20 protein-coding genes are annotated in these 26,313 nt (G+C 62.1%); 6 read left to right on the top strand and 14 right to left on the bottom strand.

Annotated features, from left to right (window positions below):
* Nucleotides 1-40: 40 nt before the first annotated feature.
* From J3P82_RS11955 to J3P82_RS11945, 3 genes are read right to left on the bottom strand one after another with little or no spacing between them, the layout of a single operon-like run.
* On the bottom strand, nucleotides 41-1,090 hold the full coding sequence (locus J3P82_RS11955) for a FecCD family ABC transporter permease (protein WP_186610585.1): 1,050 nt from the start codon (nucleotides 1,088-1,090) through the stop codon (nucleotides 41-43).
* Nucleotides 1,087-2,070 carry a FecCD family ABC transporter permease gene (locus J3P82_RS11950; protein ID WP_434563299.1) on the bottom strand — a complete coding sequence of 328 codons (984 nt, stop codon included), beginning with the start codon at nucleotides 2,068-2,070 and terminating at the stop codon, nucleotides 1,087-1,089. The genes J3P82_RS11955 and J3P82_RS11950 overlap by 4 nt, the downstream gene beginning before the upstream one ends.
* The gene (locus J3P82_RS11945; protein WP_434563297.1) at nucleotides 2,067-2,870 is read right to left on the bottom strand and encodes an ABC transporter ATP-binding protein; all 804 of its coding nucleotides are present in this window, start codon (nucleotides 2,868-2,870) and stop codon (nucleotides 2,067-2,069) included. The genes J3P82_RS11950 and J3P82_RS11945 overlap by 4 nt, the downstream gene beginning before the upstream one ends.
* 290 nt (nucleotides 2,871-3,160) lie before the next feature.
* On the opposite strand from J3P82_RS11945, the gene J3P82_RS11940 reads away from it, so the two are divergent.
* Both J3P82_RS11940 and J3P82_RS11935 read left to right on the top strand, forming a co-directional pair.
* Nucleotides 3,161-5,374, top strand: coding sequence for a TonB-dependent siderophore receptor (locus J3P82_RS11940; RefSeq protein WP_434563295.1), 2,214 nt, complete (start codon nucleotides 3,161-3,163; stop codon nucleotides 5,372-5,374).
* 194 nt (nucleotides 5,375-5,568) lie between these two features.
* Nucleotides 5,569-6,783, top strand: coding sequence for a multidrug effflux MFS transporter (locus J3P82_RS11935; RefSeq protein ID WP_434563293.1), 1,215 nt, complete (start codon nucleotides 5,569-5,571; stop codon nucleotides 6,781-6,783).
* Between the two features lie 6 nt (nucleotides 6,784-6,789).
* Here J3P82_RS11935 and fabF read toward each other — a convergent pair whose 3' ends face one another.
* Genes fabF through J3P82_RS11920 form a run of 3 tightly spaced genes read right to left on the bottom strand, consistent with a single transcriptional unit; the run spans nucleotide 6,790 to nucleotide 12,241 of the window.
* Entirely contained in the window at nucleotides 6,790-8,076 is a 1,287-nt protein-coding gene (gene fabF / locus J3P82_RS11930) for a beta-ketoacyl-ACP synthase II (RefSeq protein ID WP_434563291.1), read from the bottom strand.
* Complete coding sequence (locus J3P82_RS11925; RefSeq protein ID WP_434563289.1) at nucleotides 8,073-11,135, bottom strand: efflux RND transporter permease subunit; 3,063 nt, start codon at nucleotides 11,133-11,135, stop codon at nucleotides 8,073-8,075. Before J3P82_RS11925 ends, fabF begins: the two co-directional genes overlap by 4 nt.
* Nucleotides 11,132-12,241 carry an efflux RND transporter periplasmic adaptor subunit gene (locus tag J3P82_RS11920; RefSeq protein WP_434563287.1) on the bottom strand — a complete coding sequence of 370 codons (1,110 nt, stop codon included), beginning with the start codon at nucleotides 12,239-12,241 and terminating at the stop codon, nucleotides 11,132-11,134. Before J3P82_RS11920 ends, J3P82_RS11925 begins: the two co-directional genes overlap by 4 nt.
* Nucleotides 12,242-12,461: 220 nt before the next feature.
* Between J3P82_RS11920 and J3P82_RS11915 the strand changes: the two genes are divergently transcribed.
* Nucleotides 12,462-13,937: an efflux transporter outer membrane subunit gene (locus J3P82_RS11915; RefSeq protein WP_434563285.1), complete on the top strand. Its 1,476-nt coding sequence runs from the start codon at nucleotides 12,462-12,464 to the stop codon at nucleotides 13,935-13,937.
* 53 nt (nucleotides 13,938-13,990) lie between these two features.
* Here J3P82_RS11915 and J3P82_RS11910 read toward each other — a convergent pair whose 3' ends face one another.
* Together J3P82_RS11910 and J3P82_RS11905 are read right to left on the bottom strand one after the other, a co-directional pair.
* A complete protein-coding gene (locus tag J3P82_RS11910) occupies nucleotides 13,991-14,611 on the bottom strand; it encodes a TetR/AcrR family transcriptional regulator (protein ID WP_434563283.1) in 621 nt (206 codons plus the stop codon).
* Between the two features lie 65 nt (nucleotides 14,612-14,676).
* Nucleotides 14,677-15,633 (bottom strand): threonine dehydratase, encoded by a 957-nt coding sequence (locus J3P82_RS11905; RefSeq protein ID WP_434563281.1) that lies wholly within the window; start codon nucleotides 15,631-15,633, stop codon nucleotides 14,677-14,679.
* Nucleotides 15,634-15,738: 105 nt separating this feature from the next.
* Between J3P82_RS11905 and J3P82_RS11900 the strand changes: the two genes are divergently transcribed.
* The 3 genes from J3P82_RS11900 to J3P82_RS11890 all read left to right on the top strand — a co-directional run bounded on the left by J3P82_RS11900 (nucleotide 15,739) and on the right by J3P82_RS11890 (nucleotide 18,660).
* Nucleotides 15,739-16,551: a helix-turn-helix transcriptional regulator gene (locus tag J3P82_RS11900; protein ID WP_434563279.1), complete on the top strand. Its 813-nt coding sequence runs from the start codon at nucleotides 15,739-15,741 to the stop codon at nucleotides 16,549-16,551.
* 191 nt (nucleotides 16,552-16,742) lie between these two features.
* On the top strand, nucleotides 16,743-17,702 hold the full coding sequence (locus J3P82_RS11895) for a response regulator (RefSeq protein WP_434563797.1): 960 nt from the start codon (nucleotides 16,743-16,745) through the stop codon (nucleotides 17,700-17,702).
* A gap of 4 nt (nucleotides 17,703-17,706) precedes the next feature.
* Entirely contained in the window at nucleotides 17,707-18,660 is a 954-nt protein-coding gene (locus J3P82_RS11890) for a sensor domain-containing diguanylate cyclase (RefSeq protein WP_434563277.1), read from the top strand.
* Between the two features lie 237 nt (nucleotides 18,661-18,897).
* Here the strand turns inward: J3P82_RS11890 and uxuA are convergent, their stop codons facing one another.
* The 6 genes from uxuA to J3P82_RS11860 form a co-directional block, all read right to left on the bottom strand.
* Nucleotides 18,898-20,073 (bottom strand): mannonate dehydratase, encoded by a 1,176-nt coding sequence (uxuA, locus tag J3P82_RS11885; RefSeq protein WP_434563275.1) that lies wholly within the window; start codon nucleotides 20,071-20,073, stop codon nucleotides 18,898-18,900.
* Between the two features lie 16 nt (nucleotides 20,074-20,089).
* The gene (locus J3P82_RS11880) at nucleotides 20,090-21,547 is read right to left on the bottom strand and encodes a mannitol dehydrogenase family protein (RefSeq protein ID WP_434563273.1); all 1,458 of its coding nucleotides are present in this window, start codon (nucleotides 21,545-21,547) and stop codon (nucleotides 20,090-20,092) included.
* 13 nt (nucleotides 21,548-21,560) lie between these two features.
* Nucleotides 21,561-22,850 (bottom strand): MFS transporter, encoded by a 1,290-nt coding sequence (locus J3P82_RS11875; protein ID WP_434563271.1) that lies wholly within the window; start codon nucleotides 22,848-22,850, stop codon nucleotides 21,561-21,563.
* 77 nt (nucleotides 22,851-22,927) lie between these two features.
* The gene (locus J3P82_RS11870) at nucleotides 22,928-23,959 is read right to left on the bottom strand and encodes a Zn-dependent oxidoreductase (RefSeq protein ID WP_434563269.1); all 1,032 of its coding nucleotides are present in this window, start codon (nucleotides 23,957-23,959) and stop codon (nucleotides 22,928-22,930) included.
* A gap of 53 nt (nucleotides 23,960-24,012) precedes the next feature.
* On the bottom strand, nucleotides 24,013-25,224 hold the full coding sequence (gene manD, locus J3P82_RS11865) for a D-mannonate dehydratase ManD (protein WP_434563267.1): 1,212 nt from the start codon (nucleotides 25,222-25,224) through the stop codon (nucleotides 24,013-24,015).
* A 4-nt stretch (nucleotides 25,225-25,228) separates the two neighbouring features.
* Nucleotides 25,229-26,230 carry a sugar kinase gene (locus J3P82_RS11860; RefSeq protein ID WP_434563265.1) on the bottom strand — a complete coding sequence of 334 codons (1,002 nt, stop codon included), beginning with the start codon at nucleotides 26,228-26,230 and terminating at the stop codon, nucleotides 25,229-25,231.
* Between the last annotated feature and the right edge of the window lie 83 nt (nucleotides 26,231-26,313).

The raw sequence follows: 26,313 nt of genomic DNA, 5'->3' as shown, positions 1-26,313 counted from the left end.
ACTTGCCTCCAGATAACTTCAATATGAACATCGCTGTGTTTCAGCGACTGCGTTGTCGCGCCAGCAGCACGATCAAATAAGGCGCGCCGATGATTGCGACAACCAGCCCCGCCGGTAATTGCAAGGGTGGAAAAACGCCCCTGCCCAGCGTATCGCCCGCCAACACCAGCAGCGCGCCCATCAAGGCCGACAAAGGCATCAGGGCGCCGTGGCGATCGCCCGCCAGTTGCCGCGCCAGATGAGGGGCTACCAAGCCGACAAAGGTCATGGTGCCGACATTCGCCACGGCTGCCGCCGTCAGCATCACGCTACACAGCAACAGGAAAATCATCACGCCGGTGACGTTCAGCCCTCGGCTGAGCGCGACCTTTTCACCCAACTGCAGCAGGTTCAACTGACGGTGAAAAAACAGCAATGGAGCGCCTGCCAGCAACAACCAGATACCGAGGCTATGAACCTGCGTCCAGCCGGCCCGGTGCAAACTGCCGCCCAACCACATCAGGGCGGACTCGACCTGATCGATGTTGCCGTAGGTGATCAGCAGGTCGGCGACCGCGCTGAGCATGGCGGTCAACCCGACGCCGACAAGAATCAAGCGCAACGGTGAGATGCCCTGGCGCCACGACAGCAGCGCGACGAAGAACGCCACGGCCAACCCGCCTGCCAGTGCCGCCAATGGGTAAAGCTCCAGCGGCAGCAGCGTGGGCCAGAGCACGATGATCAGCAACATCGTGACGCTGGCGCCGGACTCCACGCCGACCAGGCCCGGTGCCGCCAGGGGATTGCGCGTCAACGACTGCATCAACAGGCCGGCAAGCGACATGGCCATGCCCGCGAGGATTGCCAGCGCAACACGGGGCAACCTCAGCTCCCACAGCAGGTTGCGTGTCGTCGAATTGACCTCATCGGGCGACACAAGCGCTTGCCAAGCCTGGGCAACATCCAAGGAATAACTGCCGACCGTCAACGCATACAACGACAAGGCCACCAAGGCAACCAGCAGCGCCAGCACCGAGATCAAGTCGATCGGTCGAGCTACCCAAGGCAACAACGGCAGCATCCTGGGCAGGGCCAATCCCAAGCGCGTCATTGGACTTTCCTCAATACCAGCAGGACGAAAACTGGCCCGCCGATCAACGCGGTGACGATGCCGGTATTGAGCTCGAAAGGACGCACCACGGTCCTGGCGGCGATGTCCGCCAGAATCAGCAGGAGCGCGCCAAGCAGCGGCGCGGCTAGCAACAAGCGACGATAGTCATCGCCAAACAACAAGCGCGCAGCGTGAGGCACCACCAATCCGACAAAACCGATGGGCCCCGCCAGGGCCACGGCGGATCCCGATAGCAACACCACGGAGGCCAGGCCGAACAAGCGCATTTTCAGCAAGTTGACGCCCATGCCGGCCGCGGCTTGCGGCCCCAGCCGATGGGCATTCAGCGCACGGACGTTGACCAGGCACAAAAACATGCCCAACACGGCGTAAGGCCAGACCCACGCTTGCATCGAGCCTCCGGTTACACCGATGGAGCCGGTGAGCCAACGACGCAGGCTGTCGAGCCCCTGTTGGTCGAGCAACAACAAGATAGACGTGATGGCGCTGAACAACGCCGCAATCATTGCGCCGGACAGGGTCAGTCGAATCGGATTGTGCCCCCTTCCCGCCAGCAACAGAACGCCAATGGCTGCCACCAGGGCGCCACTGAAAGCAAACAGCGGGATCATCGACAGGTCGTGGCCCGGCAAAACCAGCAAGCCGAACACCACGAACAATGCCGCACCGCTGTTGATGCCAAGAATTCCAGGGTCAGCCAACGGGTTGTCACCCACCGCCTGCATGATTACGCCGGCCAATCCAAGGCTGGCACCTACCAGCATGGCGACCAGCAAACGCGGCAGGCGGCTGCCGCGAATGACACTCTGGTCGGCGTTGCCCGGTGCATAGGCCACCAAGGCCTGCCAGGTGTCACTCCAGGGAATGCTCTTTGCGCCCACGGCCAGATGCAGCAGCGCGGCCAGCGCAATGGCGATCAACAGGCCCAGCCACACCGGCAAACGCAGACCGTGTCTCACATGGCCTCCCGCACGGCCAATGGACGACTGCGGTTGGTTTGCGGCACACATAACGGATCGCCGGAATAAGGGTCGGTAATGATGTGCGCATCCAGGTCGAAGACCGCCTTGAGATTCTCCTGGGTGAAAACCTCGGCGGGCGACCCTTGGGCCAGTAACCGCCCTTCACGCATCATCACCAGGTGATCGGCGTAACGTGCAGCCTGGTTCAGATCATGCAGCACAGCCACGATGGTCTTGCCTTGCTCACGCAGGTCCTCCAGCAATTCAAGCAGTGTGATCTGGTGGGCGATATCGAGAAAGGTGGTGGGCTCATCCAGCAGGATGACTGGGGTGTCCTGGGCCAAGGTCATGGCAATCCAGCAGCGTTGCAATTGCCCGCCCGACAGGGTTGCCAAGGAACGGTCAAGCAAAGGGCCGATGCCCGCCAGGTCGATGGCGCGGTCAATCGCCAGTTGATCCTGCTCGGACCATTGGCGCCACCAGCTCTGCCAGGGAAAGCGCCCCTGCATCACCAGTTCTCGTGCGGTCATGCCGGCGGGTGATGTGGTGCGCTGCGGTAACAGCGCCATTCGTTGCGCCAGTGCCCGGCGCGAATACTGCCCCAGGGTTTTCCCGGACAGATGCACGTCACCGGCGCTCGGTCGCAGCATATGCGCCAGTACATTCAACAGCGTGGTCTTGCCGCATCCGTTGGCCCCGATCAACGCGGTGAAGCAGCCTTCGGGAATTTCCAGGCTGACACCGTTGAGAATCTGTTGCTCGCCATAGCTCAGCCGCACGTCTGTGGCCTTCAGCATGATCGTCCCTCCATGCCCAAGAGGGCCTAATCGAATCGTCCAGCGCGCATTGCCCCTGGGTCATTTTTTGCAATGACACCACGTTGGAAACCGGCCGGGGCAAAAAAGTGGGGCACAGAATATGTCGAAACGAAAATAATTTCCCTACAAGCCTGACAATATTAATGCAAACCCTTATCATTCACAGTCAGATTATGGCCAGTAGACACTAACCTTGCTCGTCTGCCTGATGCCGCTGGACCAGGACAACAGGCTTGCGAAGCTGAAAAACAACCCCAAGGACTTCCTCGATGCTCGAAAGAAAAACAACAGTTGGCACCGAAAAACGCTACGCCTCGCGTCATCCAGCGTTTCACCTGAGCACTTTGGCATTGGCTTTGGGGAGTATTTTTTCAGCGCAGGCGATCGCTGCTCAAGAAGAGGCGTCCGGCAAAGGTCCTCTTCAACTCGGCGAAATCAATATCAATGCCGCCGCCGTTGAAAACCCGACGGCGCCTCTCGCCGGCAAGGTCGCCCTGCGCAATGGCAGCGCCACCAAGACCAACGCGGCCATCACTGAAACGCCGCAATCGCTGTCCGTGGTCACTGCCGATGAAATGCGCGATCGCAAATCGGACACCATGGCTGACGCCTTGAGCTATACGCCGGGTTTCACCAGCCAGCCAAGCAGCTTCAACCGCACGTCGGACCGGTTCCGCGTTCGTGGCTTCGACGTCGAGTCCGCCACCGGCGGCTCGCTGCGCGACGGCATGCGCCTGCAATACAACTCCTATGATGGCGTCCAGGAACCCTATGGCCTGGAACGCGTGGAAGTCATCCGTGGCGCGGCCTCGGTGCTGTATGGCCAACTCTCGCCCGGCGGCTTCGTCAACGGCGTCAGCAAGCGTCCAACCGAAACCCCGCTGCATGAACTGGGGCTGCAATACGGCAACCATGATCGCAAGCAACTGACCGCCGACTTCAGCGGCCCGCTCGGCGACAGCGAGGTCCTCAGCTACCGCTTGACCATGCTCAAGCGCGACAGCGACACCCAGCAGGACTACATCAACGACGACAAGCTCTACATCGCTCCGGCCCTGACCTGGCGCCCCAACGATGACACGTCGCTGACCCTGCTCTCGTTCTACCAGAAAAGTGACACGCGCTTCTCCGCCCCGCTGCCCTATCAATTGGTCAAGGGTGTGGGCGACGGCCCGTTCACCATCGGTCGCCACGACTTCATCGGCGAGCCCGACTACGACGACATGAATGGCGAGATGTCCGCCGTCGGCTACGAGTTCGAACACCGGTTTGATGAACACACCCGCATCAGTAACAAAATGCGTTACTACGAAGCGGATGTGAAGTGGAAATACATGCAGGCCCAGACCAGCCCGGCTGCTATCAACGGAGCGGTCAATACCGGCGTCCTGCGCCGCCAGTACAGTGACCGGCGTGAGCGCTCCCGTGCGTTAGCCAGCGACACGAATATCGAGACGCGTTGGAACATCGCAGGTATTGAAAACACTTTCCTGGTGGGCGCTGATACCTACGACGCGTCGTACGACTCGCACAACTTCCGGGCCAACTCGACACCTATCAACATCGGTGACTACAACTACGGTCAGCCGGTTGTTGTGGACAAGAGCCGAAACCGCGACCGTGGTTCGCAGATCGACACGTTCCAGAAAGGCATCTACCTGCAAGATCAGATCAAGTTCGATGATCACTGGCTGCTACTGCTCGGCGGTCGCCACGACTGGGCAGACCAGGATCAGGAAGCATTCAGGGACGGCCTGAAGCTGAGCCAGGGCGACGAAGCCACCACCTGGCGCGCCGGCCTGGTTTACCAGGCAGATAACGGCCTGGCCCCTTATATCAGCTACAGCGAATCGTTCTTCCCGGTCGCAGTGGCTGAAGCAACGGACAGGACCTTCGCGCCTACCGAAGGCAAGCAATACGAAATCGGCATCCGCTACCAACCCCCTGGCAGCAACATGCTGCTTAGTGCAGCGGTTTACGAGCTGACGCAGGAAAATGTCGTGAAACGCGACCAAGCTGGCGGCAATCCCCAGCAGATTGGTGAGCAGCGCTCCCGTGGCCTGGAATTGGAGGCCAAGGCAGACGTCACGCCTCAACTGACGGTCATCGCGTCATACGCCTACACCGATGCCCGCATCACCAAGAGCCAGGTCCAAAGCGAAGTCGGCCAGCGCAGCGAGGACACGCCTTACCATCAGGCCGCCTTGTGGGCGGACTACAATTTTGCCCTGTTCGGCGTCCCCCAACTGAAGGTGGGCGGTGGGGCACGCTACAAAGGAACTACCCAGGCCTCGCTTATCGATTCCCAGATCCCCGCCTATACGCTCTTCGATGCAATGGCGAGCTACCAGATCGATAAAAACTGGGACATCGCCCTCAACGCCAACAACGTGACGAATAAAAAATACGTCTATTGTGAGGCAGCCGTTTGCCGCTATGGCGACGAACGCGAATTGGTGACCTCGGTAAACTTCCGCTGGTAACCTCCCCCGGCTCGGTCGGCGCTGACAAGCGGCGACCGAGCCATTTCATACTGTACGAACGCCTCTCTGCGCCCCCTCGAACTCCCCTACCGCACCGATCGCTCTGAAGACTCTTTTGACTTGACTCATGGGATTACGATCGTCATATTACGATCATCATAAGCTTCGTAAAAACCGGCCAAGAGGGATGTCCCATGGAAACTGGAAGTGCTACAGCAGTCGCAGGGGCGCCGGCACATGCATCAAGCCAACCCCTGACCGGCCGAATCGTGGCGCTGCTCGCAGGCCTCGCGGCGATCGGCATGCTCTCCACCAATATCATCCTCCCGGCGTTCCCGGTCATCGGCGAAGAACTCGGCGTGACCGCCCGCGAACTCGGCCTGACCCTCTCCAGCTTCTTCGTAACCTTTGCGTTCGCCCAATTGCTGGTCGGTCCGTTGGCCGACCGCTATGGGCGCAAGAGACTGGTGCTGGGTGGACTTGCCGTGTTCGTGGCCGGCACCGTCATTGCAGGCTTCGCCACGTCCCTCGATCTGCTGATCGCTGGACGCGTCGTCCAGGCATTGGGCGTTTGCGCAGCCTCGGTGTTGTCGCGCGCTATTGCACGCGACCTGTTCGAAGGCGAAACATTGGCGCGCGCCCTGTCGCTGACGATGGTCGCCACCGCCGCAGCGCCAGGTTTTTCGCCATTGGCCGGCAGCGTACTGTCGGTCACACTCGGATGGCGCGCCATCTTCATTCTCGTCGGATTGGCCGCCGTGGTACTGGCTTTTTTCTATGTGCGTGACCTTGGAGAAACCCATCCCGCCGACCGCCGGGCGCCGTATTCCACCGGCAGCGTGCTGCGTGCCTATGCCAGGTTGATGATGGACACGCGCTTCATTCTGCCGGCCCTGTCGATGAGCCTGCTGCTGAGCGGCTTGTTCGCCTCCTTCGCCGCTGCTCCCGCGATCCTGATGAAAGGCATCGGCCTGACGTCGGTGCAGGCTGGCTTGTATTTCGCTTCAACGGTGTTCGTCGTATTCGCCGCCGGTATGGCGGCACCACGCCTGGCGCACCGCCACGGTCCGCGAACCATCGCCTTGCTGGGCATTGCCTGCGCCATGGTCGGCGGCGGCTTGCTACTGGTCGGCTCCGCCGATCCTGGCCTTGGCTGGTATGCGGTGGCGATGGTCACGTTTCTTTGGGGTATGGGGCTGGCTAATCCGCTGGGCACGGCCATCACCATGGGGCCGTTTGGCAAGGAGGCCGGGATGGCCTCCGCGCTGCTGGGGTTTCTCTCCATGGGCGCGGCTGCGCTGACAACCTGGCTGGCCTCTGTGCTGAGCTTTTCACCCGTCACGACGCTGGGCGCGATCCAGGCGCTGACGTGCCTGGTCGCGCTGCTCCTGTTCGTCCTGCGGCGCTGATCGGTATCAGTCTTCCCAGCGCCGAAACAGCACGCTGGCGTTGACGCCACCAAAGCCGAACCCGTTCGACAGCGCATGGGTGATCGGCATTTTCCGAGCTTTCAAACCGACCAGATCGAGCCCGCCGGCCGCCTCATCGGGATGAATCAGGTTCAGCGTCGGCGGCACGACCTGATCGCGCAGCGCGAGGACGGTGAAGATCGCTTCGATGCCTCCCGCTGCTCCGAGGAGATGTCCAGTGGCGGACTTGGTGGACGTGATCGCCACGCCCGAGCCGGTGCCAAATACCGCGCGAATCGCCGCCAGTTCACCGGCATCGCCGACCTGGGTCGACGTCGCGTGGGCGTTGATGTGCTGCACTTCGGCGGGGCTGACCCCAGCCTGGCGCAGCGCCTGCTCCATGGCGCGCCGTGCACCGTTGCCATCCTCCGGCCCGGCCGTCAAATGATAGGCATCGGCGCTGGTGCCATAACCCACCAGCTCCGCCAGCGGCTTGGCGCCACGGGCCAGGGCGTGTTCCAGCGATTCGATCACCAGCAGCCCGGCGCCTTCGGCCATGACGAAGCCGTCACGCTCGCGGTCGAAGGGCCGCGAAGCTTCTTGCGGGCGCTCGGCGAACCCCGTCGACAGCGCGCGGGCCGCTGCGAAACAACCCAAGGTCACACGGTCTATCGCCGCTTCGGTGCCGCCGCAGATGGCGATGTCCGCCTCGCCACTTCGAATGAGCCTGGCGGCGTCACCAACGGCCTGCACACCAGCAGCGCAAGCCGTGACAGGCGCGCCAAGCGGCCCCTTGAAACCATGCCGGATCGACACCTGCCCGGCCGCCATATTGGCCAGGAAAGCCGGCGCGGTGAACGGCGACAACCGGCGCGGGCCACGACTGTCCGTGGTGCGCACGGCCTCGGCAATCGTGGCGAACCCACCCACGCCCGAGGAAATGATCGTCGCGGTCCGCTCTTGATCGATGGCATCGACGGGATGCCAGTCCGCTTGTTCGAGGGCTTCGTGAGCGGCCACCAGGGCGAACTCGATGAAGCGATCCATCTTCTTGCGGTCCTTGGGCGCGATGAGGCGTTCCGGGTCGTAGCCGGCAATCCCATCCTCTTCGAGGGAAGGCACCTGCCCGCCAACGGCAACGCCGGTTCCTTCGACGACGTCATCGGACAGGTTGCGAATCCCGGAATACCCGGCCAACAAGCGCTTCCACACCTCTTCCACGGCACAACCCAGGGGGCCGACCATACCGACGCCAGTGACGACGATGCGTGTTTGATCTTGGCGATTTTTCATGAAGCCCTCTTCGTCTCAGGACGGATCTTGAACCAGATGGAATACATCGCCGGCAGGAACACCAGCGTCATGATGGTGCCGACGAACGTGCCGCCGATCAGTGTGTAGGCCAGCGTCCCCCAGAACACCGAATGGGTCAGCGGAATGAACGCGAGGATTGCCGCCAGCGCCGTGAGCAGCACCGGACGGGCCCGTTGCACCGTGGCCTCGATCACCGCGTGGAACGGATCGAGGCCTTCCTTGGCGTTTTGATGGATCTGCCCGATCAGGATCAACGTATTGCGCATCAGAATGCCCGACAGGGCGATCAGGCCGACCAGCGCGTTGATACCAAACGGCTGGTTGAAAATCAGCAGCGTCGGCACCACGCCGATCAAACCCAGCGGTGCGGTGAGGAACACCATGATCATCGCCGAGACCGAACGGACTTGCAGGATGATGATCAGCAGCGTCATCGCGACCATGATTGGAACCAACGGGACGATGGCTTTGCCGGCCTTGCCCGATTCTTCGATGGCCCCCGCTTGCTCGATCCGGTAGCCGCTGGGCAGCCTGTCGATGACCGGTTGCAGTTGCTTGAAAATAGCACTGGAAACGTCCGGCGGTTGCAGGCCTTCGTCGATATCGCCGCGCACGGTCATGGTGGGTGTGCGATCACGACGGCGCAGGATCGGGTCCTCCATGCGCACATCCACCTCGCCGACCTGGGACAGCGGAATCCGCTGTCCCGTCGCGCCCACCAGGGTGAAGCCTTCTATCTTGGCGGGATCCAGACGAATGTCACCGGCGGCGCGACCGACCACCTGCACCGATCGAATGCCTTCGCGGACCGCCGTGATCGGCACCCCTGCGAGGAGGAATTGCAGCTGCTGCCCGACCGCGTTGGAGGTCAGTCCCAAGGCCTGCAAGCGGTCCTGATCCAGGTTGAAATGCAAGGTGGGCACCCGCGGCCCCCAGTCGGTGTTGACGGTCCGCATCAGCGGGCTCGCCTGCATGACGTCCTGGACCTGGCTGGCGATCTCGCGCAGTTTTGCCGGGTCAGGCCCCATCACGCGATAGGCCACCGGAAACGGCGAATACGGGCCGAACACCAGTTGGGTCACCCTCACACGCGCCTCCGGTGCAAGCCCTTCGGCGACCGCTTCACGGAGACGGAACTTGAGGGCTTCGCGCGATTGCTGGCTGTCCGTCAGCACGACGATCTTGGCGAAAGACGGATCGGGCAGTTCCGGCGCCATCGCCAGGTAGAAGCGCGGTGCGCCTTGGCCGATATAGGCGGTAATGATCTTGGCCTCGTCCTGCTTTTGTAGCCAGGCTTCGACCTTGGCGACGGTGGCGCTGGTCTGCTCGATGGACGTGCCATAGGGCATCTGCACTTCCACCAGCACCTCTGGCCGATCCGAGGTGGGGAAGAACTGCTTCTTCACCAGGCTCATGCCGAGGATCGCCACCACGAATGTCGCGATCACGGTACCGGCCACCCACCATTTGCGCGCAATGACCCGCGTCAGTACCCGACGAAAGCGGTTGTAATGGCGGGTGTTGTAAATGGCCGCGTGGCCACCTTCGACCTGTTTGATGTCCGGCAACAGTTTCACGCCCAGGTACGGCGTGAACGCCACCGCGACCACCCAGGAAGCGATCAGGGCAATGCCAACGATCCAGAACATGTTGCTGGTGTATTCGCCAGCGGTCGATTGCGCAAAGCCGTTGGGCATAAAGCCGATGGCGGTCACCAGCGTGCCGGACAGCATCGGCGCAGCCGTATGACTCCAGGCATAGGCCGAGGCTTTGATCCGGTCGTAGCCCTCCTCCATTTTCACCACCATCATTTCGATAGCGATGATCGCATCGTCCACCAGCAGCCCGAGCGCGAGGATCAGCGAACCGAGGGTAATGCGGTCGAAGTTCTTGCCGGTGGCGGCCATGACCACGAACACCACGGCCAGCGTCAGCGGTACCGCCGCCGCGACGACCACACCGACGCGCCAGCCCATGCTGACAAAACACACGATCATCACCACCAACAGCGCGACGAAAAACTTGACCATGAACTCACCGACGGCCGAGTCGATGTTCACCGACTGGTCGGTGACCTTGCTCAGCGTCATGCCCAGCGGCATGCCCTCGTTGATCGAGTTCGTCTCCGCGTCCAGCGCTTTGCCCAGATCCAGGCCATTCCAGCCCTCGCGCATGATCACACCCAACAACAGCGCCTCTTCGCCGCCGTTGCGCACCAGGAACGTGGCCGGGTCTTCATAGCCGCGCTCAACGGTCGCCACGTCCGAAAGCTTCAGCGAGCGTCCCAGGACTGAAATGGACGTATCACGAATTTTCTGCAGCTTGTCGAAGGCACCCTCCAGGCGCAGGAAGACCTGTGGCCCGGCGGTTTCGATCGAGCCGGCGGGCGTGAGCATGTTCTGGCTGTTCAGGGCGGCGAAAATCTCTTGGGGGGATACGCCCAGCGTCGCCAGCCGATCATGGGAAAAAGACACGAAGATCCGTTCGGGCTGCTCGCCGATGATGTTGACCTTCTTCACGCCCGGAACATGCAGCAGCCGTTGGCGCAACGCCTCGGCGTCGCGGACCAGCAGTCGCTGCGGTTCGCCCTTGGCTTTGAGGGCAAACAAGGCAAAGGTCACATCGGAAAACTCATCGTTGACCATCGGCCCGATGACACCGGCCGGTAGTTTGATAGCTTCGTCGGCGAGCTTCTTGCGCGCCTGATAAAACTCTTCCTGCACCTGCGACGGTGGCGTGCGATCGACCAGCGATACCATCGTGAACGCCAGCCCCGGGCGGGTATAGGTTTCCGTGCGGTCGTACCACTTCAGTTCTTGCAGGCGTTTTTCCAACGGCTCGGCGACCTGATCCTGCATCTCCTGGGCCGTCGCGCCCGGCCATGCGGTAATCACCGTCAGTTGCTTGACCGTGAACGGTGGATCTTCGGCGCGCCCAAGCTCGAAGAAGGCCAGGACGCCCGCGACAGCGATCAGCAACAGCAAGAACACGGTAATGGAGCGCTCGCGGACGGCGAGCGCCGAAAGGTTGAAGCTCATGGGCGATTCCTCGCGACGTTCACATCGCCCGGCCCAGCCAGCCTTACCGCTTCTCCTTCACGCAACAGATGGGCGCCCAGCGCGACGATCCGCTCGCCCGTTTTCAAGTCGCCCGAGACTTGCGCGGCATCGTCGCTCAAGGCGAGGACCTGGACGGGACGCCAGGCAACTTTCGCCGGCTCTGCGGTAATGACCCACACACCGGTGCCTTTGCCCGAGTCGAGAACGGCGGCAATCGGCACTTGCAGCGCATGCCCTGTTTGAGCGCCCTCGTCGATCTGAAGCGTCACCGTCGAACCCAGCGGCGCATCAGCCAGCGCGCCCTCCAGCACATACCGTGCCTCGAAGGTACGTGTCACCCGATCGGCCGAATCCGACAGCAGCCTCAGCTTGGCGCTCACCACCTGCTTGGCGTTGCCATAAAGCGTCGCTTGGGCGGTGGAGCCAGCAGCCGGCCGCAGGGTCTCGGGCAACTGCACGACGGCCTCGCGCTGCCCGGCCCGCGCGAGCCGGACCACAATTTGCCCAGGAATGACGACTTGCCCGGGCTCGGCGAGCGTTTCCATCACGACGCCGTCCGCGTCAGCAAGCAGCACGGCGTAGCCGGAGGCATTGCGGGCCACGTCGGACTGCGCTTGCGCGGCGCTGAGCTGCGCCTTGGCGGTATCGGCGGCGGCCTTGATCTGGTCGTAGCCCGAAGCGGAAATAGCGCCGGCGGCGACCAGATCGCGGTAGCGCGCCTCGTCATCAGCGGTCTGCTTGGCCCTGGCCCGAGCGGCGGCGACAGCCTCCTGTTGCGCCCGCGCCTGCAACCCCAAGTCGATCGGGTCCAGGCGCATGAGCGGCTGTCCCTTTTTAACCCTCTGGCCGGTATCGACCAGACGCTCGAGCACCTTGCCCGACACGCGGAAACCCAAGTCGCTCTGAACCCTCGCCGTGACGACACCGGAAAACGTACGAGAAGTCACGGACGAGCCTTGGACTTCAGCCACCCTCACCAACGGCGCAAGCGTGCGCGGATCCTTCGCGGTGGATGACTCGCCACACGCCGTCAGGACGAGTGGCAACAAGCAAGCGGCAAGGGTGACGGATCGGTACCGGAACATAGGGTCCCTTACTTGAACGGACAGGATGGGAGTCGCATTCTCAGCCTGGTGACCATTTATGTCAATCGTCACAACCTTCTCGTACCGAGTCCTTTCACTCACTTTCACCTAATGGCTCTAGGCAATCGAACGACCCTTCCCACAGGCTAAGAGAAACCGGATTGACAGGATGTGACCTTATCGTAATATGGTCACACCGATTTCAGCCCAAGGAACCTCAATGCCACCCTTGCGTCCCATTGCCCTTTTGATGAGCGCCAGCTTGATGGCGGGTTGCGCGGTCGGCCCGGACTATCAGCGTCCCGAGGCCCCGCTTTCGAGTCGGTACCTGGGCCAGTCTTCGGTCGAACAGTCTCCGGTCGAACAGAGCTCCGCGAGCACACAGGCCAACTGGACCGCCTGGTGGGAAGGCTTTGGTGATCCCACGCTCAACGGACTGGTCGTCCAGGCTCTTGAACAGAACCTGGACCTGGCACAGGCCTCGGCGCGACTCACGCAGGCACGGGCGGGCCTCGGCGCCGCCAATGCCGCTTTGCTACCGTCGGGGAACATCAGCGGCCAAGCCGCGCGCGCTTATCAGTCGGTGGAAACGCCGCTCGGCCAAGTGTTGGACTCAACACCCGGTTACGACCGGTACGGAAGTTCCTACGAACTCAACCTCGGCGCCAGTTGGGAGATTGACGCCTTCGGCGGCCTGCGACGCGGACGCGAAGCGGCATTGGCCGATTACCAGGCGTCCGAGGCGGACGTCGCCGCCACGCGACTCGCCGTTGCCGCACAAATTGCCGACACCTACATGACCGTGCGCGGATTGCAGGCCCGATTGGACATCGCAAACCGCCAAGTCAGAACGCAGCAAGACCTGCTGGAAAAAGTCCAGCTGCTCTACAGCAAGGGCCTTGCCGCCAGCTATCAGGTCCAGCAGACCGAAGGGCAATTGGCGCAAGTGCAGGCTACGGTTCCGATATTGCAGATTGGGCTCGATGCGGCCATGAACGCAGTCGATGTCCTGCTCGGCACGCCGCCAGGCACCCATCGCCCGCAATTGGCTGCACCACGGGATATTCCTCTTGCCCCACAGCTAACGGCAACGGGAACACCGGCCGACCTGCTGCGGCGCAGGCCTGACCTGATGGTCGCGGAGCGGCGCCTCGCGGCTTCCAACGCGCGCATCGGCGAGGCCGTCGCCGAGTACTATCCGAAGTTCTCCCTCAGCGCCTTGCTCGGCAGCGCCACGGCAGTGTCCGGTGGCAATCTTTTCAGCAGCGGCGCCAGCCAGTCGGCGGGTGTGTTGGGCCTGCGCTGGAGGCTTTTCGATTTCGGCCGAATCAACGCTCAGATCGATCAGGCAAAAGGCCAGGAGGCCGAAGCGCTGGCCGCTTATCGCCAGTCCGTATTGCGCGCCACCGAAGAAGTCGAAAATGCCTTCAGCGCCTTGGTCAATCGGCAAACCCAGGCGACCACCCTCGCCCAGGGCGAAACGGCATTGACCCAGGCCCGGCAGTCATCCTCCGTTGCCTATCAGAAAGGCACCGCCAGCCTGATCGATGTGCTCAACGCCGACGACACGCTGCTGCGCACCTCCGATGCCCATGCCCAGGCGCGAACGGAGTCGGCACGGGCGGCGGTCGCGGCATTTCGGGCGCTGGGTGGTGGCTGGCAACCGACTGAAGAGCGACCCGTAGCGACAAGGTGATCGTTTTCCAGAACGGTCACTTTTTCACGACGTGAGCGGCCTTCAGCCAACGCTCAGGGCATCAGGCTGCGCAGGATGAGATTGGAGGTGAGTGTGGGGGCTTGCTCGACGAAATCGAGGTTGTATTGCAGCAGCAACGGATTGACGAATGGCCGCAGGGCCAGGTGAATGGCGTCTACGGTTTCGTCCAGCGGCGTCTTGCGCTCGAACTCGCCGAGCTCGCGCCCTTCGCGGACAATCTGCAGCACGAAGCTTTTGATCTGCGCGTTGTAGACCTGCGAACTGGGCCAGTGCTCCGAGGCCGAAAACGCCGCGATGTCATAGAGTTTGCGGTCGTTGAAAAACAGGTCCACCCCAGTGGCAACCACGGTCTTGACCAGCCGACGAAAACGCTCCGTTGCTGAAAGGCCCTCTTCATTGATGGCCTGTTCGACGGCCGCAACGATAGTGGACAGGCAGTTGGCGCAGATGGCTTCGCCGATCGCCTGTTTGGAATCGAAGAATTTATAGATGTACGCCTTGGAAAAGCCGATGGCCTTGGCCAGGTCGGAAACCGTAGTCTTTGCGTAGCCGTACTGGCTGAAATGTTCATTGGCCGCCGCGACGATCTGATCTCGAATGTCGTGATCGACTGGGCCGCGAGCGCCGGGCGAGGTAACTGATGGCTGGTTCATGGGGGCAGCTTACGCATCCGAAAGCGGGTTGACAACGCATGACCCGATCGTAATACAGTCACTCATTATCCAATCAGCTCGGCATACACCGACCTGTCGACATTGCCTCCCGACAGGATCACCCCGACCTTCCTGCCCTTCATCAACCCACGCTCCTGGATAAGTGCCGCCAAAGCCGCAGCGCCGGCCCCCTCGGCCAGGTTATGGGTATCGGTGTAATAGACCCGCATCGCCTCGGCAATCTCCTGATCGCTGACCGCTACGATCCGTGCCGCCCCGGCGTGATAGATGGCGAAAGCCTCGGGAATCGGTTTGCGCACGGCGAGGCCATCTGCGAAGGTGTCGGCAGAGGCGGTTTCGTAGATCGTGCCCGCCTCGAACGATCGTTTCGCCGCCGTAGCCTCGGTGGACACCACGCCCACCACCTGGGTGTTCAGGCCCAAGGCGTCACGTGCGGCGATCACCGCGCAGATGCCCGAGCCGCAGCCAATGGGCACGTAGACGGTGTCCAGGTCTGCCACTGCCTCGAACAGTTCAAGGGCATAGGTGGCGACGCCTTTGACCAACTCGGTGTGAAATGGCGGCACGAGATACAGGCCCTGTGCCTGCGCCAGACGTGCCGCTTCTTCACGAGCCTCATCGAAATCGCGGCCATATTCGATCACCTCGCCACCGAAACCGCGCATGGCATTGTTTTTCTCCACCGAGTTGCCTTGCGGCACCACGATCAACGCCTTCAGCCCCGCCGCGCTGGCTGCCAGCGCCAGGCTCTGGCCATGGTTGCCCCGGGTGGCGGTGACGATACCGTTCACCTCCGGGTGTTCACGCTTGAGCCAATGCATGAAGGTGATACCGCCACGCACCTTGAAAGCGCCCGTGGGGGTATGGTTTTCATGCTTGACCCAGACCGTGCAACCCAGCCGTTGCGCCAGCAAGGGCCAGGCGTACTGGGCCGTGGCGGGCATGACCTGGTAGACCTGGCGGGCGGCTTGTTCAATGTCGTCATGAGTCAGTGCGTACATAGGTGGACCTCCTGAGGTTTCGCCGAGTCTAGCCAGGGACACCGAACCAGGGCTTTCAAAAAACTGACCTGACTTTTGCGGCGCTGCTTCACTACTATGAGCACTATGAGCCACCGAAACCGCACGCCGTTGCCGCGCCCGACTGAATCGACCCGTCGTATCGAGGTCGGCCCTTGGGCAATCGAATTGCTTCCCGGCTGCGCCTATGCCACCCGCTACGTCGCGACCCAGGCGGCGATTGGCTTCGCCTTCGACAGCCAGCGAGGCGTGCACGCCATCGGCAGCGACCGGATACAGCCTTTCATCGCCATGCCCAATGGCTTGGCGTTCGTCCCGGCCCAGTGTGACGTCTATTCGGAGTCATCCCAGGGCGGCGAGTACCTGCGCGTGATGCGTACCGACGGGCAGGCGTTGGCGGGAGATCGCGCCTTCAACAATCGCCTCGACCCACGCGCCATCGCCCTCGCCCAACGCATGCGGCGCGCGCTGCTGCACGGCTCGATCGACGACGATTGGGAGGCTTGGGCCCTGGCGTTGGCGCAATGCTCGGCACCGGACAAACACTCGCCAGCAATGCGCCAAGGTTCGATGACCGACAGCCGGATGCGCCTGCTGAATGAGTTCATCGATGCGGGCCTCGACCAACCGCTGGGCGTGCCGGCCATGGCGCAATTGCTGGGACTGTCCGAAGGCTACTTCATGCGGGCCTTCAAGCACGCCACGGGCCAAAGCCCCCATGGCTACCTGATCGATCGACGCCTGGCCAAGGCCCGGGCGTTGATAAGCGACACATCGACTACACTGACGCAAATCGCCCTCGCCTGCGGCTTCAGCTCACAGGCGCACATGACGACGACGTTCAAGCAACGCCTTGGTGTGAGTCCGGCGCAGCTGCGCCAAATGACGAAGTGCATTTGACGCCCTTGACTTAATGGTCCAGTTTTAAAAAGACAGGGCGTTATGCCTGATACCCCGTTCGTAACTCCCCGTTCGACAATCAGAGGGCCGTTGCTGCCTATGAACGATGTACGAAACACCTCCCCCGCCATTGAACCGCCTTGGACTTTCCAGTGCCGCTGATTCCCTTGGTCGTGTGTGACGACTCCACCATGGCGCGCAAGCAAGTATTGCGTGCGCTGCCGTCAGATTGGCCGGTGTCGATCACCGAGGCCGCCAACGGTCGCCAAGCGATGGAAGCCATCCGCCAAGGCCTGGGGCAGGTCGTGTTGCTCGACCTGACCATGCCGGAGATGGACGGCTACCAGGTCTTGAGCGCCTTGCGGGCCGAAGGGTTGAACGCGCAGGTGATCGTGATTTCCGGTGACGTGCAGGATGAGGCGGTGCGCCGCGTGCTTGAATTGGGTGCGCTGGCGTTCCTGAAAAAACCGTTCGATGAAAACCAGCTGCGCCAGACGCTTACCCGAGTGGGGCTACTGACCCAGCCCGGCAAGGCGCCGCCGCAGAGTCGAGCGGCACCGGACGCGGCCATCAGTTTTCAGGATGCATTTCGCGAGACCGTCAACGTCGCCATCGGTCAGGCCGCGGCCCTGATCGCCCAGGTGCTGGGCGTCTTCGTGCAACTGCCGGTGCCGAACGTGAACATCCTCGAAGTCGGCGAGTTGCACATGGCGTTGAATGACGTCGGCAGCTCCCAGCAGCTCACTGCCATCTGCCAGGGGTTTATCGGCGGCGGCATCGCCGGCGAAGCCCTGCTGATCTTCCACGACTCCGAGATTGCCGACATTGGGCAATTGATGCACCGCGAGAGCGCCGACTATTCAGACCTTGAAATGCTGGTGGACCTTTCCAGCATCCTGATCGGTGCTTGCCTGAGCAGCATCGCCGAGCAGATAGACGTGGTGTTCTCCCAAGGCCATCCGCAGATCCTCGGGCAACATGCGGCCATCGAGGAACTGATCCGCGCCAACCGCACACACTGGAAGAAGACCCTGGCGGTGGAAATCAGCTACAGCCTGGAAGGGCAGAATATTCGCTTCGACCTGTTGCTGCTGTTCACGGAAGACTCCATCGAACGGTTGAACCACAAACTCGCCTACCTGATGAACTGAGCCCATGACCGAATCCATTGATCTGAACGAATTCCACTGGTTGCTGGCCATCGTTCAGAGTATCGACGTCGGGGTGGTGGTGCTCGACCGCGAGTATCGCGTGCAAGTCTGGAACACCTTCATGGAAAACCGTTCCGGGGTTCAGCCCAAGGACGCTCAGAATCAAAACTTCTTCGATCTGTTCCCTGAGATCGATCGCCAATGGTTCACCCGTAAAGTGGAGAGCGTCGCGACCCTCGGTACGCCCGCGTTCACGGTCTGGGAGCAGCGCCCTTACCTGATGCGGTTCAAGAGCTACCAGCCGATCACCGGCCAGGAAGAGTTCATGTACCAGAACACCACGTTATTGCCACTGCGCTCGCCCGACAACCGCATCAACCATATCTGCCTTGTGATCTATGACGTCACTGACGTCGCCACCAACCGGCACCAGATCCAGGCCGCCAACGCACAACTGCAACTGCTCTCCAGCACCGATCGCCTGACGGGCCTGTACAACCGCGGTCATTGGGAAGGCAGCCTGAAATCCGCCTATGCCCGGCATCAGCGCTACGGCAATGCGTTGAGCCTGGTGATGCTCGATATCGACCACTTCAAGCGGGTCAACGACACCTATGGCCACCAGGCGGGCGACAAGGTCATCGAGAACGTCGCAAGGCTGCTACATGAGCATGTGCGTGAGTCCGACGTGGCCGGGCGTTATGGCGGTGAAGAGTTCGGCGTCGTGCTTTCAGACACCGACAAGGAGGGCGCGCGGGTTTTCGCCGAGCGCCTGCGCAAAGCCGTCGAGGAGCTGCTGGTGCAATACAACGGCCAGGACATCCGTTTCACCATCAGCCTGGGGGTCGCCGACCTGAGCGAACCCTCGAATGACCACGCCGAGCTGATCGCCCGGGCCGACCAGGCGCTGTATACGTCGAAGAAGACCGGACGCAATCGCGTGACGGTCTTCGGCTAGACAACGCCCACTTCTCGACACTGGTCAGTCCAATCTGGCAAACACTCGGAAAACAAGAACCGAGGGGCTTTTGTGGCGAGGGAGCTTGCTCCCGCTGGGTTGCGCAGCGACCCCTATCAGTTTGAATGCAATCTGCCTGATGCACCGAGGCGTCTGGTTGGGGGCTGCTGCGCAGCCCAGCGGGAGCAAGCTCCCTCGCCACGGGTGTTAGCCCTGTCCCCGACTAATTATTCCTGGCTAACCCAACTGTCGGCGCACGGCCAGTTCTACGCCGCGGATTTCCGCCAGGCCTTTGAGGCGGCCGATCAATGAATAGCCGGGGTTGCTTTTGCGTTGTTGGTCGTCGAGCAGTTGATGGCCGTGGTCCGGGCGCAGCGGCAAGCGTGGACCGCCTTCGCGCTCGCGGCGGCGCTCTTCAGCCACCAAGGCACTGATGACTCCCACCATGTCGACGTCGCCATCCAGGTGATGGGCTTCGTGGAAGCTGCGCGGGTCGGCTTCCCGGCGGGTCGAGCGCAGGTGGGTGAAGTAGATGTATGGCGCAAACTGCTTGGCCATCGCCACCAGGTCGTTGTCTTCGCGCACGCCATAGGAACCGGTGCAGAACGTCAGGCCGTTGGCCGGGCTTGGCGCGGCGTCCAGCAGCCACTGGGCGTCTGCGGCAGTGGAGAGGATACGCGGCAAGCCGAGCAGTGACCGGGGTGGATCGTCCGGGTGGATCGCCATGCGCACGCCCACCTCCTGCGCGATCGGGATCACCGCCCGCAGGAAATACTCAAGGTGTTCACGCAACTTGGCCTCGTCGATGTCGGCATAGGTGCGCAGCAAGTCCCGGAAGTTATCCAGGCTGTAATGTTCCTCGGCGCCGGGCAAACCCGCGATCAGGGTGTTGATCAAGGTTTCGCGCTCAGTTGGCGTCAGTTGCTCGGAGTACGCCTTGGCCTGCTGAATATCCTCGGTGCTGTACTCGGCCTGCGCACCCGGGCGCTGGAGGATGAACAGATCGAAGGCGGCGAACGCGGTCTGATCGAAACGCAATGCCCAGCCGCCATCCGCCAGCTCATGGAAAAGGTCGGTACGGGTCCAGTCCAACACCGGCATGAAGTTGTAGCAGACGATATCGATGCCGCAGCTCGCCAGGTTGCGCACGCTTTGCTGGTAGTTGGCGATGTACTCGTCACGCCGCCCACAGCCACGCTTGATGTCTTCGTGCACCGGAATGCTTTCTACCACTGACCAGCTCAAGCCGGCCGCTTCGATCATCTGCTTGCGCGCCGCGATAGCCTCCACCGGCCACACTTGACCGTTAGGAATTTCGTGCAATGCGGTGACGATGCCGGTCGCACCGGTCTGGCGAACGTCCGCCAGGGAAATCGGGTCTTTGGGGCCAAACCAACGCCATGTCTGTTCCATGTTGTTTTCCTTTTTGTCAGTTGGGTGTGGCAAAGCTGTGTAACAGGCTGTCGACGCCGTCTCGGGCCAAGGCGCTGTAGGCGCGGTGTACGGCCTCACGAAACGCCGGGCGATCCACCAACGTTGGCGGGAAGACTTCGTCCAGGGCAAGAAAAGCGTCCACCCGCGCTGCGCCGGCGAATCGTCCGGCAAGATCGGCAAAGGTCGCGCTCAAGGGATCGTCGACCACGTGCGCCGCACGACCGGGCAACGGCTGCGTGCAGTAGTGAATCCACGCCGCGAGGCCCAGCGCAGTGCAGTCGATGCCGCGCCCCTGGTCGAGCAACTGCTGCGCGCCGAGCAACCAGCGTTGCGGCAGTTTCTGCGAACCGTCCATGGCGATCTGGCGCAGGCGATGTTGCAGGCTGTCGTTGGCAAAACGCGCCAGCAAGTCGTTGGCATACACCGAAAGATCGATGCCTGCGGGCATCTCCAGGGTCGGCGCGGCTTCCTCGGCCATGTAGCGTCCGATCAAGCGCGCCAACCGCCCATCGCTGACAGCGTCGAAGACCGATTCATGGCCCGCCAGCAGCCCCACGTAGGCCAACAACGAATGGCTGCCATTGAGCATGCGCAGCTTCATCGTTTCGAACGGACGCACGTCGGCGACCATTTGCACGCCTTCGACTTCCCAGTCCGGACGGCCGAGGGGGAAATTGTCTTCGATCACCCATTGGCTGAAACTTTCGCAGACCACCGCCGCGCGGTCGTCGCAGTCCAGTTGTTGCTCCAGCCGACGGAAAGACTCGTCATCCATCGCCGGCACGATGCGGTCGACCATGCAGCTGGGGAACGCGACTTCTTGCTCGACCCATTGCGCCAACGCTTGATCTTGCAGCGCCGCCAACGCGCCGACCGCCTGGCGGGTGCGCTGGCCATTGTCGGGCATGTTGTCGCAGCACAACACGGTGAAGGCTGGGACGCCAGCGGCGCGACGGCGACGCAACGCCTCCAGGACAATGCCGGGAGCCGAACGCGGCGCGAGTGGGTGCTCGATGTCATGGGCGATCAATGGATCTTCGCTGCGCAATTGCCCGGTGGACGGACTCAAGCAGTAGCCTTTTTCGGTGACTGTAAGCGTGACGATCCGCGTTTGCGCCGCGGCCATGCGCTGCAGCAACTGCTCCAGTTCATTGGCGCCCGCACCGGCGTACAGGGCTTCGCGCAGTACGTTGATTTCCCGCAGCACCACTTGCTCGCTGTCAGGGTACTCGGCCACGTGGTAGCGGCCTTGCTGGTCGCGCAACTGCTCGACCAAGGTGCGGTTGGAGCGAATATTGGCACTGCACAGCCCCCATTCGCTCGTGCCGTGGCGATTGAGATGGCGCTGCAGGTACACCGCCTGATGAGCCCGGTGAAAGGCTCCCAGGCCCAGGTGCACGATCCCGATTTCACTGGGCTGGCCCGTGGCGGAGATCCGTTGGATGAGCGACATGGGCGTCCTCCTTTCAGGGATGATTCAGCGCTGGGCGTGGCTGGCCGGCATCGGCCTGCGGTGCGACACCCGCCACTGCCAGCGGCTTGACGTAACGCGCCACGCACAGCGCACCGATGATCGTCAGCAAGCCCGCCAGCAGGAAAGCACTGGTAAACGAGCCGGTAAATTGCACGATGAACCCGGTCAGGGTCGGCCCGATGATGCCCGAGGTATTGGCCAGGAAATGCATGAAGCCGCTGACCCCGCCTACCCGCGCCGCAGGCACGGTGTCTTGGATGATCGCCCAGTAGATCGCCCCGGTGAGATAGAGGAAAAATACCGCCAAGGCCACCAGGATAACGGCCGGGTACAAGGTCTTCACCACCCCGGCGACGCCGATGCACCCGGCGCAGGCCAGCAGACAGGTCACCAACACTACCTTGCGCGAGAACATGATCCGCCCGGTCTTCTTGAACACGAAGTCGGAAATGAACCCGCCCAGGGCCAGCCCCAGGAAACCCAGCAGCCAAGGGATGACCGTGGCGATGCTCATGTCCTTCACGTTCAGGCCATGGGCCATGGTCAGGTAGCTGGGGAACCAGGTCAGGAAGAAGAACAGCGTGTAGTTATAGGAAAAGAATGCCAGGGAGGTGAACAGCACCGTCGGCTGCTTGAGGTAGAACCGCAGCGGGAACACCGGTTGCGACGCCAGCTCACTCTGTCCCTCGGCCCGCAGAATGTCCTCGGCGCCCTCGCCTTCAGGCTTCTCCTTGACGAACTTGTACCAGATCGCCGCCCAGATCAGGCCGACCAACATAATGATGATGAACGATACTTTCCAACCGTAGGTGACCGCGATAAAGCCCACCACCGGGCCGGAAATCGCCCCGCCCAGCGGCGTGCCGGACATCGAGGCACCCAGGGCACGAGCCCTACGCTTGGGGGTGTACCAGTTGTTGACCATTTTGCTGGTGGTGACGCTCAGCGGGCCTTCGCCCATGCCGAACAGGATCCGGATGAGCACCAGCGAAGCAAAGCCCACCGTCAGCACCGTGAGACCGCTGAACAACGACCACAAGACCATGGCCAGCAACAACGTGGTCTTGGCGCCGTAACGGTCGGCGGCCCAGCCACCAATGAAGTTGAAGGCGGCATAACCGACGAAGAAGCTGCTGAAGATCATGCCCATCTCACCCGTACTCAGACCGTAGTCCTTCTGGATGAAAGGCGCCGCCACAGACAATGCCGACCGGTCGAGGTAATTGATCACCCCGGCCAGGAACAGCATGATGATGATTAAGCTACGTCCTTGACCAAACATGGTGGAACCTCCCGCTTGTTGTGTTTATTCGGTGAGGATGCCTATGACAGGCACGATGAAACGGCGGTACAGACGGCTCACTGATGGGCGTTCGTCAGCTCCACCAGCACTTTTCGGGTTTGCTCGGGGTGCTTCTCGATCAGATCGATGGCGCCGGGCATCTCGTCGAAGCTGACGCGATGACTGATCAGGTCCTGGACCTGCAACTTGCCGCTGGCGATCAGTTCGATCACCTGGGGAAACTTGCGGTTGTTGAGGCGCGAGCCGACCAAGGTCAGTTCCTTCTTGATCATTTCCAGCTGCACAAGATCGCTGGGCGTGGCATTGAAGCCCAGCAATCCGATGCGTCCGGCCGGCGAGGCCAGGCGCACCATCTGCGGCATCAGCGCCGGAATGCAGGCGGCATCGACAATCAACGGCACGCCTTCACCCTGGGTCAATTCACGCATCGTGGCCTCGACGTCGACTTCTTGGCCGTTGAGGGTCCGGCTGGCGCCCAATGCCCGCGCGGTTTCCAGGCGGCTGTCGATCACGTCGGTGACGGTGATGTCGGTCAATCCCAGCGCCCGCGCCATTTGCACCAGGGTCAGGCCGATCACCCCAGCGCCGTAGATCAACACGCTGTCGCCCGGATGGGGCTGCATGCGGTCGAGTACGTTCAACGCAATGGAGTAAGGCTCGACCAGGGCGCCGTGGCTCAGGGACATCGAATCGGGCAAGCGGTGGGCGTTCTCGGCTGGCACGCAGACCTGCTCGCTGAAGCCGCCGTCACGGTGTACGCCGATCACTTGCAGCCGAGTGCAGACATTGGGCCGGCCAATGCGGCAGGGATAGCAGGTACCGCAACTGATCACCGGATCGATGCACACCCGATCGCCGACTTGAAGGTGCTCGACACCTTCACCGACCTGCCGGATCACTCCGGAGAATTCATGGCCGGTGACGCGGGGGAAACGCACGAACGCGTTCTGCCCATGAATAATGTGCATGTCCGAACCACAGATGCCGGCATAAGCGACATCGACCTGGACCTCGCCACGGGCGACCTCGGGTCGGTCGACCTGGGCCAGCCCGAACTCGAAGGGTGCTCTTACCTGGAACGCTTTCATCGGTCACTCCTGACGGGGCCTTCGCCCCGTGTCCTCAAATGGTTGGAACCGTTTCACCAATGCCAGAGCGTGCCGTCTTCAAGACGATTGACCGGCAGGCTGGCGCGCTTGTAGGGGTATCGGCGGGCAAGGTCTTCATCGATGTCGACGCCATGCCCAGGTGTTTCGCCCGGCGTGAAATGGCCGTCCTCGAAGCGATAGGCGTGGGGGAAGACTTCATCGATGCGTTCTTCGTGAGGCATGTGTTCCTGGATGCCGAAATTCGGCACCCACGTATCGAAATGCAACGCCGCGCCCATGCACACCGGCGACAGGTCAGTGGCGCCATGAAAGCCTGTGCGCACCTGGAACAACGCGGCGAAATCGGCAATGCGCCGCACGTGGGTAATGCCGCCGGCATGCACCAGCGTCGTGCGGATGTAGTCGATCAACTGTTCCTGGATCAACTCTCGGCAGTCATGAATGGAGTTGAACACCTCGCCGACGGCCAGCGGCGTGGTGGTGTGTTGGCGGATCAGGCGGAAACTCTGCTGGTTTTCCGCCGGCGTGCAGTCTTCTAGCCAGAACAGGTTGTACGGTTCCACCGCCTTGCCCAGGCGCCCGGCTTCGATGGGCGTCAGGCGATGGTGGACGTCGTGGAGAATGTGCAGGTCGTCGCCAAAGCGTTCGCGCACCGCGGCGAACAGCTTGGGCACGTAGTTAAGGTATTTGGCGGTGTCCCAGACGTGTTCGGCGGGCAAGTCACTGTCAGCCGGCTCATAGCGCTCGCCGCTGCGCTTGGCGACGCCGTAGGTGGTGGCAATGCCGGGCACGCCGCATTGCACCCGCACGGCTTTATAGCCGAGCTCGACGTGACGGGCGACTTCGTCCAGGCAGCCTTCGATGTCCTTGCCGGTGGCGTGCCCGTAGACCATCACCCGCTCACGGCTCTTGCCACCGAGCAATTGGTACAAGGGCATGTTCGCCGCCTTGGCCTTGATGTCCCAGAGTGCGACGTCGACAGCGGCGATGGCGGTCATGGTCACCGGCCCGCGGCGCCAATACGCGCCGCGATACAGGTACTGCCAGATGTCCTCGATGCGGTGGGCGTCGCGGCCGATCAGCGCAGGCAGGACGTGCTCCTCCAGGTAAGCGACCACCGCCAGTTCGCGGCCATTCAACGTGGCGTCGCCAATGCCGTAGATACCTTCATCCGTAACGATTTTCAGGGTGACCAGGTTGCGGCCCGGGCAGGTAACGATGACGCGCGCTTCAACGATTTTCATAAAGTCAGACCTGTGCAACAGAAGGAAGTGAGGACGCGCCCATGGTCGGCATGGCCGCCTGGGGAATCAGCGCACCTCGGTATTGGACGACTTGGGCCGCCAGGCGATGGCCCCAACGGGCAGCCTGCTCGGGATCGCCGCCACGCAGGCGGCAGGCCAGGTAAGCAGCACTGAACGAATCACCGGCCGCCGTGGTGTCGACGACACGGGCGACGGTTTGCGCGGGCACTTCGAAGCGCCCGGCGGGGCATTGGATCAGGCAGCTGGCGGCGCCACGCTTGAGGACAACTTCGCCGACACCCGCTTGGGCGTAATCCATGAACAAGGCATCCACGTCGCGATAACCGAATAGAAGGACATCGTCTTCCCAAGTGATCAGGGCCAGGTCGGTCAGGCGCAACAGGTCGCGGTGGGCCTGCCGAGCCGTTTCTGGATCGGGCCATAGATGGGGGCGGTAGTTGTTGTCGAAGACGACGCGCGTGCCGGCTCGGCGAGCCGCCTGCAAGGCCTGGATCAGGCGTGCGCGCCCTTCTGGCATGAGGATCGCCAGGCTGATGCCACTCAGGTAGACGTGGTCGTAATCGGCCAGCGCATCGAGCATGGCCTGGGCCTCGGGGCCGTCGAACATGCGCCGCGCCGCCGATTCCCCACGCCAATAGAGAAAACGCCGCTCGCCCTGTGGATCGGTCTGGATGAAATACAGCCCTGGCAGCGCGTCTTCGATCACCCGGACATGGCCGTCACCGACACCTTCGTCCAGCCAGGACTGGCGCATGGCGTCGCTGAACGCGTCACTGCCGACCGCCGTCAGGTAATCCACGCTGATGGTGGTCCGTGGGCTCAACCGTGCCAAATAGACTGCGGAGTTGAGCGTATCGCCACCGAACGTTTGCGTGATTGCCGCACCCGGCTCACCGCGCATCTCGATCATGCACTCACCCAGCAGCGCCACTTTCAACGGACGGGCGAAACGGCTTTGCGGGTCGTGGTTAAGCGTTACATCCATCAGCACGCGCCTTTGTTGTTTTTAAAACGGCGTTTCATTTTTATCTCAAGGCCCGAGTCTAGTCAGTTTTCTCGCCTCGTCAA

This window comes from Pseudomonas sp. Z4-20 (assembly GCF_051131955.1).
GTDB classification, from domain to species: Bacteria; Pseudomonadota; Gammaproteobacteria; order Pseudomonadales; family Pseudomonadaceae; genus Aquipseudomonas; species Aquipseudomonas marvdashtae.
This window is presented reverse-complemented; position numbering and strand designations above follow the sequence as displayed.

Coding starts and splice junctions, on each gene's coding strand:
- uxuA (WP_434563275.1), bottom strand. CDS start 20,073: ATGGAACAGACATGGCGTTGGTTTGGCCCCAAAGACCCGATTTCCCTG.
- J3P82_RS11900 (WP_434563279.1), top strand. CDS start 15,739: ATGAGCCACCGAAACCGCACGCCGTTGCCGCGCCCGACTGAATCGACC.
- J3P82_RS11935 (WP_434563293.1), top strand. CDS start 5,569: ATGGAAACTGGAAGTGCTACAGCAGTCGCAGGGGCGCCGGCACATGCA.
- J3P82_RS11880 (WP_434563273.1), bottom strand. CDS start 21,547: ATGTCGCTCATCCAACGGATCTCCGCCACGGGCCAGCCCAGTGAAATC.
- manD (WP_434563267.1), bottom strand. CDS start 25,224: ATGAAAATCGTTGAAGCGCGCGTCATCGTTACCTGCCCGGGCCGCAAC.
- J3P82_RS11915 (WP_434563285.1), top strand. CDS start 12,462: ATGCCACCCTTGCGTCCCATTGCCCTTTTGATGAGCGCCAGCTTGATG.
- fabF (WP_434563291.1), bottom strand. CDS start 8,076: ATGAAAAATCGCCAAGATCAAACACGCATCGTCGTCACTGGCGTCGGT.
- J3P82_RS11870 (WP_434563269.1), bottom strand. CDS start 23,959: ATGAAAGCGTTCCAGGTAAGAGCACCCTTCGAGTTCGGGCTGGCCCAG.
- J3P82_RS11905 (WP_434563281.1), bottom strand. CDS start 15,633: ATGTACGCACTGACTCATGACGACATTGAACAAGCCGCCCGCCAGGTC.
- J3P82_RS11895 (WP_434563797.1), top strand. CDS start 16,743: ATGGCGCGCAAGCAAGTATTGCGTGCGCTGCCGTCAGATTGGCCGGTG.
- J3P82_RS11945 (WP_434563297.1), bottom strand. CDS start 2,870: ATGCTGAAGGCCACAGACGTGCGGCTGAGCTATGGCGAGCAACAGATT.
- J3P82_RS11940 (WP_434563295.1), top strand. CDS start 3,161: ATGCTCGAAAGAAAAACAACAGTTGGCACCGAAAAACGCTACGCCTCG.
- J3P82_RS11925 (WP_434563289.1), bottom strand. CDS start 11,135: ATGAGCTTCAACCTTTCGGCGCTCGCCGTCCGCGAGCGCTCCATTACC.
- J3P82_RS11860 (WP_434563265.1), bottom strand. CDS start 26,230: ATGGATGTAACGCTTAACCACGACCCGCAAAGCCGTTTCGCCCGTCCG.
- J3P82_RS11920 (WP_434563287.1), bottom strand. CDS start 12,241: ATGTTCCGGTACCGATCCGTCACCCTTGCCGCTTGCTTGTTGCCACTC.
- J3P82_RS11890 (WP_434563277.1), top strand. CDS start 17,707: ATGACCGAATCCATTGATCTGAACGAATTCCACTGGTTGCTGGCCATC.
- J3P82_RS11910 (WP_434563283.1), bottom strand. CDS start 14,611: ATGAACCAGCCATCAGTTACCTCGCCCGGCGCTCGCGGCCCAGTCGAT.
- J3P82_RS11955 (WP_186610585.1), bottom strand. CDS start 1,090: ATGACGCGCTTGGGATTGGCCCTGCCCAGGATGCTGCCGTTGTTGCCT.
- J3P82_RS11875 (WP_434563271.1), bottom strand. CDS start 22,850: ATGTTTGGTCAAGGACGTAGCTTAATCATCATCATGCTGTTCCTGGCC.